Source organism: Bradyrhizobium genomosp. I (2014) (assembly GCF_000261685.1).
GTDB lineage: Bacteria > Pseudomonadota > Alphaproteobacteria > Rhizobiales > Xanthobacteraceae > Bradyrhizobium.
The window spans coordinates 1-11,274 of the sequence record NZ_AJQE01000305.1 but is presented as its reverse complement, the minus strand read 5'-3'; the positions used below and the strand labels follow the sequence as shown (position 1 = coordinate 11,274).

Here is an 11,274-nt window from a genome sequence, read left to right as displayed (position 1 = left end):
TCGTCCTTCGAGACGACCGCTTCGCGGCCTCCTCAGGGATGAGGCTCAACGACTGTCTTGCAAGCCGCGCACTGCGCCCTCATCCTGAGGAGCCCGCCGCAGGCGGGCGTCTCGAAGGATGATGTGATCCGCGCGATGCGGGTTGTGCCGATGTAATAACTGCCATCGGCACATCTGAGAATGTAGAGGTACGCGCCGTCTGTCATCGTGAACGCCTCGTCCTTCGAGACGCGCGCAAGGGCGCGCTCCTCAGGATGAGGCTAACTGGCGGCTTGGTGCAAGCGCTTCGGACTGACTAGCCGCGGACTCTGCCCTCATCCTGAGGAGTCCGCGAAGCGGGCGTCTCGAAGGATGGGCCGCGATTTCCAACGCAGCCAGAACACACGGCGCCAGCGCCGTTATGGCGAGCTTGATGCCGCCAGCAGATACGCAAACACCTTCCCCGCTTCCTCCGCGGAGACACCGCCATAGGGCTGCATCTTGTTGCCTGACACCACCTCGTCCGGCTTGACCATGAAGCGGGTGAGCTTGTCCTGGTCCCAGACGAAGCCGGCGTCCTTCATCGACGGCGAGTAGTTGTAGTCCGGCAGTGCGCCGGCCTTGCGGCCGACGATCTTGTTGAGGTTGGGACCGAGGCGGTTGTCGCCTTCCTTCACCGAGTGGCAGGTGCGGCAGGAATTGTTGAAGGCCTGCTGGCCGGTGTCGTCGCTCGCCGGCTGCTGCGCCAGCGAGGAGGGCGCGGCGAGGAGCAGTGTCAACGCTCCGGCGGCGGCGATCACGCGCAGCCGTGTGCCCGACGATAGTTGCAGGCGTGATTGCATCGGCGCCTCCGTCCGGGCCCGCACCGCAGCGAGCGCGGGTCGGGATGTCGAGGGCAAACGAAAACGGCCCCGGCGGGTTCCGGGGCCGTTTGCGTCACGATGTCCTGTCGCTTCAGCGCGTCACAGCGCCGAGCTGGGCCCTGCGCTCGGTCATCGGCAGCACGACCACCTTGGTGCCGACGTTGACACGCGAATAGAGGTCGGTGACGTCGTCGTTGGTCATGCGGATGCAGCCGGACGAGACGCGCTTGCCGATGGTCTCGGGGGCGTTGGTGCCGTGGATGCGGTAGATGGTGCCGCCGAGATACATGGCGCGGGCGCCGAGCGGGTTGCCGGGGCCGCCGGCCATGTGGCGCGGCAGATAGGGCTGGCGGGCGATCATCTCGGGTGGCGGGGTCCAGTCCGGCCATTCGGCCTTCCGGCTTACCGACTGAATGCCGGACCAGGTGAAGCCGTCGCGGCCGACGCCAATGCCGTAGCGCAGCGCCTGGCCGTTACCGAGCACGTAATAGAGATAGGTGTTGGGCGTATCGATGATGATCGTGCCCGGCGCCTCGCGCGTTGCATAGGAAACGGTCTGGCGGCGGAAGCGGGCCGGCATCTCGACCGCATCCTGATCTTCCGACGGCGCGGCCTGGTAAGGCGTTGCCTGATAAGGCTGATAGGGCTGGATCGGCTGCGGCGCGGCCATTGGCGGCAGCGGCTGGAAGAGAGGGAAAAGCTGCACGGGCGCGGCATTGGCTGCGCCTGTGAATGCGATTGCGGAGATCGCGGCTGCGCTGAGCGCAACGGCGCGCGAAAACGTCTTGAACGTGTCCAGATTGAACATTGGTCGCCCCTGTTTGCTCGGTGTTTCCGTTCACCGCGGCACCGTTTCGGTGCTCCGTTGCCCAAAGTCTTAACGGCAAAGCGTTTCGGGACATTTGCGCGGAAAACCGAAAACGGTTTCGTCGCGGCAAGGATTGTTTCATGACAGTTTCGTGGCTCCGCGAGCCCGTTAACGAACAAAACAGCACGCCGACACTTCTGTGACGTCACACGCCTGAAATATCCTTCGTTGATGGTCGATGCCTGAGAATCATCAAACTCTCGGAATTTCCCCATGCGGGTATTAATCGCGACTGACGCCTGGCATCCGCAGGTCAACGGCGTGGTGCGGACGCTGACCTCGCTGGCGAACGCGGCCAAGGCCCTCGACGTCGAGATCGAGTTCCTCACGCCGGACGGCTTTCCGTCCTGGCCGCTGCCGACCTATCCGGGCTTGCGCATTGCGTTGCCGAGCGCCAAGGAGATCGCGCGGCGGATCGAGAGGGCGGCGCCGGACGCGCTGCACATCGCGACCGAGGGCCCGATCGGCTGGGCGGCGCGGGCCTATTGCCGCCGCAACGGGCTCGCCTTCACCACCTCCTATACGACGCGCTTTCCGGAATATGTCGCGGTGCGGACCGGCATCCCGGCCGCCGTCGGCTATGCGGTGCTGCGCCACTTCCACGATGCCGCCGCCATGACGATGGTGGCGACGCCGTCGCTGCGGCAGGAGCTGTCCGAGCGCGGCTTCAAGCGGCTCGGCTTCTGGACCCGCGGCGTCGACACCGAGCTGTTCCATCCCGATTCTCCGGCCAGGCTCGACCTGCCGCGGCCGATCTTCATGACCATGGGCCGCGTGGCGGTGGAGAAGAATCTCGAAGCCTTCCTCTCGCTCGATCTGTCCGGCACCAAGGTCGTCGTCGGCGACGGGCCGCAGAAGGCGGCGCTCGAAAAGAAATATCCGGACGCGGTCTTCCTCGGCGAGAAGAAGGGCGCGGATCTCACCGCGCATCTCGCCGCTGCCGACGTCTTCGTGTTTCCGAGCCTGACCGACACCTTTGGCGTGGTGCAGCTCGAGGCGCTCGCCTGCGGCACGCCGGTTGCGGCGTTTCCGGTGACGGGACCGAAGGACGTCATTGCCGATCACCCGATCGGCGCGATCGACCACGATCTGCGCACCGCGTGCCTGCGCGCGCTCACGATGTCGCGCGAGACCTGCCGCAATTTCGCGCTGGAGCGCTCCTGGGAGAACAGCGCGCGCCAGTTCGTCGGCAATCTCACCTCCCTTCAGCCCAGCCGCGCTTTGCGCGCCTCGCCGATCATGGCGCGGCGGCCGGTGCGCAGCTGATCGTCAATTCGAACCACAGCGAGAAACCACATCGATGGCTAAGATCATGAACCTTGACGGCACCCAGCAGCTCGACCTCACCCGTGGCACGGTCGAACAGGCCTATGACCGCTGGGCGCCGGTCTACGACCTCGTGTTCGGCGGCGTGTTCGCCAAGGGGCGGCAGGCGGCGATCGCGGCCACCAACAAGATCGGCGGCCGTGTGCTCGAGGTCGGCGTCGGCACCGGCATCTCGCTGCCGCTCTATGCGCCGAACCTGCGCATCTTCGGCACCGACATCTCGGAAGCGATGCTGGACAAGGCGCGCCGCCGGGTGAAGGAGCAGAAGCTGAAGAACGTCGAGGGCCTCGCGGTGATGGACGCCGAGAAGCTCGAATTCCCCGACAATTCCTTCGACGTCGTGATGGCGCAATATGTCGTCACCGCCGTGCCGAACCCGGAGAAGGCGCTCGACGAATTCGCCCGCGTGCTGCGCCCGGGCGGCGAGCTGATCATCCTCACCCGCGTCAGCGCCGACACCGGCATGCGCCGCTTCATCGAGCAGAAGCTGCAGCCGGTGGTGCGTCCGCTCGGCTTCCGCACCGCCGAGTTCGCCTGGTCGCGTTACGCCAGGTGGCTCGCCGGCGCCAACGGCATCGAGCTCGCCGAGCGCCGCCTGATTCCGCCGCTGGGACACTTCTCGCTGGTGCGCTTCCGCAAGGTCGACGTCGCCAAGGCGGCTTAAGGGCTGCTTGCGCATTCGCGGGCGTCATTGCGCCGCTGCACATCGTCACATGACAAAATGATGATGTCACACGGACTACATCGAATTCCTGTAAATCCTGAACCCGAAAGCATTTTGGGGGAGAGCATGATCAAGAACTACCTCGAGCAGCTGCGGATCCAGCGCTGGGACGACCATCGCTACTATCACCACAGCCGCATCAATCAGAGCCTGCACTTCGTCAGCGCGCTGAGCTTCCTCTTCGCCTATGTCTGGCTGTTCATCGATCCCGTGATCTCCGCGCTGGTCGGCTGGCTGGTCTCGATGACCTCGCGACAGGCCGGCCACTTCTTCTTCGAGCCGCACACTTACGACCACATCAACCAGGCGACCCACGAGCACAAGGAAGAGATCAAGGTCGGCTACAACCTGCAGCGCAAGGTGGTGCTGATGGCGATCTGGGCGCTCTCGCCGCTGGTGCTGGTCGCCGATCCCACGCTGTTCGGCCTGTTCACGCCCTGGGCGAGCGCGGCCGATTTCATGCGCCAGGTCGCCAAGATATGGCTCGTGGTCGGCGGCGGCGGACTGCTGTTCCGCACCGTGCACCTGTTCTTCATCCGCGACGTCGAGACCGGCCTCGTCTGGATGACCAAGATCCTGACCGATCCGTTCCACGATTTGATGCTCTATCGCAGCGCTCCGCTCGCCCTCATGCGCGGCGAGTTGATGGACCCCGGCCTGCACCTCAACCCCGAGCACACGCTGGGCCTGATCGGCGAGCCCGCGCTCGAAGAGCAGCACGCCTGAGCACGCTGCGTAGACACCACACTCCGATGTCTGATGGTTACGTCATGCCCGGCTTCGCGCCGGGCATCCACGTGTTGGGGGCTTTGATATGCGCCGTCATTCCGGGGCGATGCGAAGCATCGAACCCGGAATCTCGAGATTCTCAGGTGCGCAATTGCGCACCGGAGTTCGGCTCTTCGAGCCGCCCCGGAATGACAGTGGTTATGTGGAGAGAACCGGCCTCAGCGCCCGAAGCGCCTGGCCAGCATCTCCTTCAGGATCTGCCGCTTGATCTGCTTGTTGGTGAGCACGCCGTCGTGCCACCAGAAGCCGTCGGCCTTCATCTTCTCGGCCGCGCGGACGAAGCGTTCGGCGACTTCGGTGAAGTCGGCGTCGGTGTAATTGAGGCTGAAGATCAGCCGTCCGGTGCCGACCCAGCTCAGCGCCAGGCCCTCGGCGCGCAGGTAATATTGCAGCATCCAGTTGTAGCGGGACGGTGTGGTGTATTTCACCGTCCAGATCGACGAGAAGTTGGCGAACCGCACCGGCAGGTCGGCGCCCTCCATCATCTGGTTGAGCCTTTGAACGCGGCCGTTCCAGGTCGCCTCCAGCCCGTCATAGATTGCGTGGAAGTTGGGGCTGGCGAGCCGGCTCAAGAACTCGTCCATCGCCGTCATGACGTAGGGATGCGAGTTGAAGGTGCCGCGGGCGAAGCAGATGTCGGCGGGGCGATCGTCGCGGAAGCGGCGCATCAATTCGCGCTTGCCGCAGACCACGCCCACCGGCAGGCCGCCGGCGAGGCTCTTGCCATAGGTCACCATGTCGGCGCGCACGCCGAAATATTCCTGGGCACCGCCGGCGGCGAGGCGGAAACCGACGAAGACCTCGTCGAAGATCAGGACGATGCCGCGTTCGGTGCAGACCTCGCGCAGCTTCTTCAGCCACTCCGTATACGTCGCACTGTCAAAACTGCCGCCGCGGGACGAATCGACGAGCGAGGAATCGCCGGGCGCGTTGGCGTTGGGATGCAGGCCCTGGAGCGGATTGACCAGCACGCAGGCGATGTCCTTGCGCGTCTTCAGCACGTGCAGCGTCTTCTCCGACATCTCGGCGAGGGTGTAGGTCTCGTGCGCAGGGATAGGATTGCCGACGCCGGGCTGCACGTCGCCCCACCAGCCGTGATAGGCGCCGGCGAAACGAACGAGATGCGTACGCCCGGTGTGGTAGCGCGCCAGCCGCACCGCCTGCATCACGGCCTCGGTGCCGGACATGTGGAAGGAGACCTCGTCAAGGCCCGAGATCCGGCAGAGCCGCGTCACGTTATCGAGGATGACGGGGTGGTAGGGGCCGAGCACCGGTCCGAGCGCATGCGCCCGCTTCTCGGCGCCCTCGATGCACTCCTTGTAGAAGTCGTTGCCGAAGATGTTGACGCCGTAGGAGCCGGTGAGATCGTAGAAGCTGTTGCCGTCGACATCGGTGACGGTGACGCCGCTCGACGATTCCATGAAGGTCGAGGTGCCGAGATGCTCGCGGACGAGCCGCGAGAACTGGAACGGCACGCGATAACTCTCGGTGAAGTTCAGGTCGGAGATCTTCTCGGCCGCCTCCTTGGTCATCGCGCGTCCTCTGGGGTAGCGCTCGGCGTAGAGGCGGGCGAGGCGGAAGAAGCCGTCCTTGCGTCGCGCGGCGATGTTCGCGGGCGCGCCGTCGCAGGCGAAGTAGTCGTTCTCTCCGAACTCGTAGAACGGGAGCAGCTTTGCCACCCGGCGCGACATCTTGGAGTGCCCGGCGAGCGAGCGGTGCTTGGCGCGCGAGAGTTCGATCCGCGCCTTGAGCTTCGGAAGGACGGCGGCAGCGGACGCTGCGGCGGCCACGGACATCGAGAGAATCGGGAGTGTCGTTTCCATGACAACAAGCGCTAACCCTGCGAGCTGACAGATTCATGACAGTCAAAGCCCTCATCGCTTCTTTCACCCAGCAGGAAGACCTCAACTTCCTGTTGACCAACCGCATCCCCCGCGCCGCCCTGACCCGCTTCATGGGCTGGTTCTCCAAGATCGAGAATCCTGTCGTGCGGGACTTCTCGATCGCGCTGTGGAAGCTGTTCTCCGACCTCGACCTGTCGGAGGCGCGAAAGACCCAATTCAAGAGCCTGCACGACTGCTTCACCCGGGAGCTGAAGCCGGGCCTGCGGCCGTTCGATCCGGACCCGGCTGTCGTCGCCAGCCCGTCGGATGGCATCGTCGGCGCCCACGGGAAGATCGCCGACACCGAGTTGTTCCAGGTCAAGGGCGCGCCCTATTCGCTGCTCGATCTCGTCGGCGACTCCGCGCTGGTCGAACAGCACCGCAACGGCTCCTTCCTCACGCTGCGGCTGACGTCGAGCATGTATCATCGCTTCCACGCGCCCTATGACGCCCATATCGAACGCGTCACGCTGATCCATGGCGATGTCTGGAACGTCAACCCGATCGCGCTCAAGCGCGTCGAACGGCTGTTCTGCAAGAACGAGCGCGCGGTGATCCGCGCGCACCTTTCGAGCGGCGAGGCCGTGACGCTGGTGCCGGTGGCGGCCATCCTGGTCGCGAGCATCCGCCTGCACTTTCTCGACATGGTGCTGAACGCGCAGACACGCGGCCCGGTCAATTTCCCCTGCGACGTCAGCGTGGCCAAGGGCGAGGAACTCGGCTGGTTCGAGCACGGCTCGACCATCATCATCCTCGCGCCCGGCGATTTCACCTTCTGCGATGGCATCGCCGAGGGCACGCGCATTCGCGCAGGCCAGGCGCTGCTCAGGAAAAACTAGCCTTCAATCCGCCGTGCCCGCTGCCTATATCGTCTTCCGGGGATAACGATCTGGATGTGAATGATGGCGCGGGCGCCGGTGATGGCGGCGGGTGGTATTGTGCTGCGGCGTGGCTCTGCGCCGCTGATTGCGGTCGTGCGCCAGCGCAAGCGCAACGAATGGGTTCTGCCCAAGGGCAAGCTCGACGACGGCGAGACGCCGAAGGAAGCCGCGCACCGCGAGGTGCTGGAGGAGACCGGCCACGACGTTGCCGTGCACGAATTTCTGGGCACGCTCGTTTATCAGTCCGGCGGACGCTCCAAGGTCGTGCATTTCTGGCGGATGGAGGCCGACGGCGGGCCGGTCCGCAAGCTGATGAACGACATCAAGGCGGTCGACTGGCTGACGCTGGACGATGCGATCGGGCGGCTGTCGCGTGAATATGAGCGCGCGTTTCTCAACCAGGTCGGTCCGATCGCGCTTGAGGCGGCAGGGCTGGTGGCTGCATCCGTGCCGTCGCCGACGCACATTCCCGAGCGGGCGTCGGCATTGGCGAACGATGATATCGATGCAGCGTTGCGGACGCTGACACCCGCGGAAGCAGCTTCCGTCGACGAGCTGCGGCACGGCCTGTTGCAGAAAGTGAAGGCCTGGTTGCGCGGCGAGGCGTGAGGTCTGGTCGCAGCCCGCCTGTACTCGAGGATACATCCGCGAGTTCATGCGGTTGGGCGGGTCTCGCTCCCACCAAGGCGTCACCGGCGCTCCTTCTTCGGAGCGGGCGCCGGTTTGCGCGGCGCTGCAGGGCGTTGTGCGGCGGGGGGGCGCTGCTGGAATCTGCCGGAGCGCTGCATGCCGAGCGGTTGAACCGCGGGCGGCTGGCCCGGCTGCATGCCGGCGCGCGGCAGTTGCGGCTGCGGGCCTGCTTGCTGCGTTCCGCCCGGTTGCGGCGGCACGATTCCTCCGGGGTGAAGCTGCCCACCGCGCTGCGGCTGATCCTGTTGCCGGCCTCGCTGTCGCCCTTGTTGTAGTCCTTGGCCCGCACGCGGTGTGCGCGGCTGCACCGCGCCGCCTTGCTGACCTTGTCCCTGCCGCTGCGGCGGCTGCTGCGCGCCTTGCCGCCCCGGCGTGCCCGGCTGCTGCTGACCCGGACGGTTGTTCTGACCGGGTTGACCGTTCGGTCGCTGCGGTTGCTGACCTGGCGCGGCCGGCCGCAATTGCTGCTGCTGTGCCGGCCGAGGAATGCGTGGGCTCGCGGTCGGATTGGCGCGACGGAAGTCGCGCTGCTCGGTGACGATCCGCCGGCCCGTGGATTGCGCCAGATGCACCTGGCTGACGAAGCCGCGGTCGCGCGCGATCTGCTGCGCCGGAATCGCGATCGGTACCGCGGCAAAGCGCATGACGCCGCCGCCGCTTGCGTCAGGCCGGATCGCAAAGCCGCTCGAAGCTTGCGTCAGTGCGCCGAGCCGCGTGCCGCTGCTGCGGTCGTCGACGTCGATGTGGCCGACCCGGCCGTCGGCGTCGGGATAGAGCTTGATGTTGACGTTGCTAGCCCTGCGCGCCGCCGCGCCTTCCGGCACCTCGACGACGCCGGTGGTGCCGCGGATGCCGAGCGTCGCGGTCGGCGTCGTGATCTTCATGTCGCCGGTCTTCGCCACCGCTGCCGCCACGAAGGCAACCGTGCCCTTGCCGACGTCGAAGATCGCGGCGTTCTGCCTGCCGCCGTCCTCGTAGACGTAATCGTCGATGGCGATCCTGGCGCTGGCCGAGAGATTGAACGTGGTCGCATCGTTGAAGGTGATGCCGAGCGAGGAGTTCGACGAGGTCTGCACGATGTCGTTGAGATAGATGTCGTCGCGCACGCGCAGCGGATAGGAGTTCCTATCGCGGATCACGGTCGCGATCCCCGTCACCGTCGCGACGTTGCCGATCGGCTCGACGGCGGCGGGCTGTGCGTCCGCAGACGGTGTCGGTGAGGCCGTCGGGGACGGGGCGGCTATCGGCTGTGCCTGTGCAAGCTCCACGATATCGGACGCACGAGCCACGCTGCTGCCTGCCAGCGGCAAGGCCAGCAGGGCAAGCGCGAACGCGAAGCGGCGCCAAGCCACCAATGAAGTCACGGGGAAGTTCCGGTGAAAACGCGAGGCGGGATCGGCCGATATCAGCTCGATACAGCTGAATGGCGGATGAACGTGTGTCGCATGGGAGCGGCGAATGTTCGAACGGCATGCAGCGCTAGCTTGGGGCGAGGTATCTCCACAGCGTCATGGCCGGACTTGTTCCGGCCATCCACGCCTTGATGCGCAGCACTAAGAACGTGGATGCCCGGGACAAGCCCGGGCATGACGAACGATTGTGCATGTTTCTGAGATGATACCTTCGGTATCAGCTCACGCGCTTCCAGGTCTGGCCGCCGCAGAACATGCCGCCGAAGGCGCAGCCCTGCACGCGCATCGCATTCGGACCCTTCATCGCGATGGTCGAGTCGTAGTTGCGGCCGGAGTCGGGATCGTGGATGCGGCCGCTCCACTTCGAGCCGTCGGGCCTCATGTTGATCAGAATGCGCGCATTGGTCTTCTCGGCGTAACCGCAGAGATTGGCGCCGCACTGCTCGACGCGGACATTGCCCTTGTTGCCTTCGGTCGCCCACAGGCCGATCGGCGAGTTCGGCGCCGCCACGGGCGCGGCGGCAACAGAAGCCGAGGCCGGCGCGGGAGTGGCAACGACGGGAGCAGGCGCGGCAACGGGAGCAGCAGCGGCGGGAGCAGGCTGCGTACTGTCGACGCCGACGGACGGAGCGGCGGCAACAGTCGCGGCCGGGGCGGCGGGCGCTGCCGCCTGCACCGGCGCCTGCGGCACGGGCTGCTGCTGCACCGGAGCCGGCTGCGCCGTCGTGGTCGCGGGAGCCGGCGTGGTGTCGGCGTCATCGTCCTTGGAACCACCAAGGCCCTTGAGGTTGATGTCGTTCAGCTTGATCGGCTTGTCCGAGAGGCCCGGCGCGACGATGGTCACGCAATTGAGCGAGGCGCAGTTGCGCGGCGTCTCGATGCGGATGTGCTGACCCTCGATCTGGAACGAGATCGAATTGCCGGCATGTGCGGCGGCAGTCGAAGCGAGGAAGATCGCGGTGGCGGCGATGGAGAGCTTGCTCATGACAACCTCCGAAGTTGCGTGATCCCGTTTGGATTGATGTCGCTGATCAATGAAACGTGGTTCGACCCTACGCCGGCGTGGGCAGGCGTTCTGTGATGAGCGTCACGACGGGCGAGCGCGTCAGGGTGAGGCAGCGCACATTCAGGTCCGGTTCCTCCGCATGGGGTTGTCGCGACACTGGGCCGGACGCCGATGCCGCGGCTTGCGCCTCGCGTGATGGCAGTCGGCGTTCCCAGGAACGGCGGCCAAAGCCCGCCTGTGCCACCTTCCCCTCGGGGCGAGAAAGGGGGAACGGCAGCGTGGCAGCGTTCGATGTGGTGGACCGAAGCCTCTAGATCACGCCGAGCACGATGGCGCCGACGAAGGCCATGGCGAGGTAGGCGGTGACAACGCTCAATCTGCCGGCGAACGTCATGAGGTCGCTCTCTCCAGGCGCGCCGCTTTGCGCGCGAGCATCATGGTTAACAGAGAGTCCGCTTCCGAAAAAGTCAGGCTTGCTGTCGATCGGGCCCCCTGCATCCGGGCGTGCGCCGGCTGCCATGGTTAAAGAAGGCTGAAATCAACGTGTTGAAGAGTCTTTAAGTAAATTCACCGAACGTGCGTGCATGACGCGCGGAGTTCGTTTGTATCTCGTCGGCTCCATCGTCCTTGTTTCGCTAGCGGGTTGCGGTCGCGGCTTCTTCCAGGCCGAACGCGAACCGTGGCGGGCCGAGGCGGAAGCCGCATGCCTTAAATCGGGCGCGGTGAAGGAGGGGCCGGATCTCGTCCGCATCGATCCGATCTCCGGGCCGGGCATGTGCGGTGCCGAATTTCCGCTCAAGGTCGCCGCCATCGGAGAACCCTCGAGCAGCTATGGCTTTGCCGACGAGGCGCT

Annotated in this window: 11 protein-coding genes and 1 pseudogene; 6 read left to right on the top strand and 6 right to left on the bottom strand. The window is 65.6% G+C overall.

Annotated elements, in window-relative coordinates; all coding sequences use genetic code 11:
• Positions 1–398 precede the first annotated feature (398 nt).
• Both IC50_RS28230 and IC50_RS28225 read right to left on the bottom strand, forming a co-directional pair.
• Positions 399–821, bottom strand: coding sequence for a c-type cytochrome (locus IC50_RS28230; RefSeq protein WP_035712473.1), 423 nt, complete (start codon positions 819–821; stop codon positions 399–401).
• A 112-nt stretch (positions 822–933) separates the two neighbouring features.
• On the bottom strand, positions 934–1,650 hold the full coding sequence (locus IC50_RS28225) for a L,D-transpeptidase (RefSeq protein WP_035712470.1): 717 nt from the start codon (positions 1,648–1,650) through the stop codon (positions 934–936).
• A gap of 273 nt (positions 1,651–1,923) precedes the next feature.
• Between IC50_RS28225 and IC50_RS28220 the strand changes: the two genes are divergently transcribed.
• The 3 genes from IC50_RS28220 to IC50_RS28210 all read left to right on the top strand — a co-directional run bounded on the left by IC50_RS28220 (position 1,924) and on the right by IC50_RS28210 (position 4,486).
• Positions 1,924–2,976, top strand: coding sequence for a glycosyltransferase family 4 protein (locus IC50_RS28220; RefSeq protein WP_035712467.1), 1,053 nt, complete (start codon positions 1,924–1,926; stop codon positions 2,974–2,976).
• A gap of 34 nt (positions 2,977–3,010) precedes the next feature.
• Positions 3,011–3,700 (top strand): class I SAM-dependent methyltransferase, encoded by a 690-nt coding sequence (locus IC50_RS28215; RefSeq protein ID WP_035712464.1) that lies wholly within the window; start codon positions 3,011–3,013, stop codon positions 3,698–3,700.
• Between the two features lie 126 nt (positions 3,701–3,826).
• On the top strand, positions 3,827–4,486 hold the full coding sequence (locus IC50_RS28210; RefSeq protein WP_035712463.1) for a hypothetical protein: 660 nt from the start codon (positions 3,827–3,829) through the stop codon (positions 4,484–4,486).
• Positions 4,487–4,707: 221 nt separating this feature from the next.
• Here IC50_RS28210 and IC50_RS28205 read toward each other — a convergent pair whose 3' ends face one another.
• The gene (locus IC50_RS28205; RefSeq protein ID WP_035712454.1) at positions 4,708–6,372 is read right to left on the bottom strand and encodes an aminotransferase class III-fold pyridoxal phosphate-dependent enzyme; all 1,665 of its coding nucleotides are present in this window, start codon (positions 6,370–6,372) and stop codon (positions 4,708–4,710) included.
• 35 nt (positions 6,373–6,407) lie between these two features.
• On the opposite strand from IC50_RS28205, the gene asd reads away from it, so the two are divergent.
• Positions 6,408–7,271, top strand: a complete 864-nt coding sequence (gene asd, locus IC50_RS28200) for an archaetidylserine decarboxylase (protein ID WP_035712453.1) — start codon at positions 6,408–6,410, stop codon at positions 7,269–7,271.
• 63 nt (positions 7,272–7,334) lie between these two features.
• On the top strand, positions 7,335–7,922 hold the full coding sequence (locus IC50_RS28195) for an NUDIX hydrolase (RefSeq protein WP_035712472.1): 588 nt from the start codon (positions 7,335–7,337) through the stop codon (positions 7,920–7,922).
• Positions 7,923–8,002: 80 nt separating this feature from the next.
• Here the strand turns inward: IC50_RS28195 and IC50_RS28190 are convergent, their stop codons facing one another.
• The 3 genes from IC50_RS28190 to IC50_RS28180 all read right to left on the bottom strand — a co-directional run bounded on the left by IC50_RS28190 (position 8,003) and on the right by IC50_RS28180 (position 10,941).
• A complete protein-coding gene (locus IC50_RS28190; protein WP_035712451.1) occupies positions 8,003–9,358 on the bottom strand; it encodes a FecR family protein in 1,356 nt (451 codons plus the stop codon).
• A gap of 274 nt (positions 9,359–9,632) precedes the next feature.
• Positions 9,633–10,400: a DUF2147 domain-containing protein gene (locus tag IC50_RS28185; protein ID WP_035712447.1), complete on the bottom strand. Its 768-nt coding sequence runs from the start codon at positions 10,398–10,400 to the stop codon at positions 9,633–9,635.
• 331 nt (positions 10,401–10,731) lie between these two features.
• Positions 10,732–10,941, bottom strand: coding sequence for a hypothetical protein (locus tag IC50_RS28180; protein WP_035712445.1), 210 nt, complete (start codon positions 10,939–10,941; stop codon positions 10,732–10,734).
• 64 nt (positions 10,942–11,005) lie between these two features.
• On the opposite strand from IC50_RS28180, the pseudogene IC50_RS28175 reads away from it, so the two are divergent.
• Positions 11,006–11,274: pseudogene (locus tag IC50_RS28175) on the top strand (extensin family protein); the annotation flags it as partial.

Excerpts from the sequence above, each read along its gene's own strand:
- IC50_RS28230 (WP_035712473.1), bottom strand. The coding sequence starts at position 821 with ATGCAATCACGCCTGCAACTATCGTCGGGCACACGGCTGCGCGTGATC.
- IC50_RS28225 (WP_035712470.1), bottom strand. The coding sequence starts at position 1,650 with ATGTTCAATCTGGACACGTTCAAGACGTTTTCGCGCGCCGTTGCGCTC.
- IC50_RS28220 (WP_035712467.1), top strand. The coding sequence starts at position 1,924 with ATGCGGGTATTAATCGCGACTGACGCCTGGCATCCGCAGGTCAACGGC.
- IC50_RS28215 (WP_035712464.1), top strand. The coding sequence starts at position 3,011 with ATGGCTAAGATCATGAACCTTGACGGCACCCAGCAGCTCGACCTCACC.
- IC50_RS28210 (WP_035712463.1), top strand. The coding sequence starts at position 3,827 with ATGATCAAGAACTACCTCGAGCAGCTGCGGATCCAGCGCTGGGACGAC.
- IC50_RS28205 (WP_035712454.1), bottom strand. The coding sequence starts at position 6,372 with ATGGAAACGACACTCCCGATTCTCTCGATGTCCGTGGCCGCCGCAGCG.
- asd (WP_035712453.1), top strand. The coding sequence starts at position 6,408 with ATGACAGTCAAAGCCCTCATCGCTTCTTTCACCCAGCAGGAAGACCTC.
- IC50_RS28195 (WP_035712472.1), top strand. The coding sequence starts at position 7,335 with ATGGCGCGGGCGCCGGTGATGGCGGCGGGTGGTATTGTGCTGCGGCGT.
- IC50_RS28185 (WP_035712447.1), bottom strand. The coding sequence starts at position 10,400 with ATGAGCAAGCTCTCCATCGCCGCCACCGCGATCTTCCTCGCTTCGACT.
- IC50_RS28180 (WP_035712445.1), bottom strand. The coding sequence starts at position 10,941 with ATGGCAGCCGGCGCACGCCCGGATGCAGGGGGCCCGATCGACAGCAAG.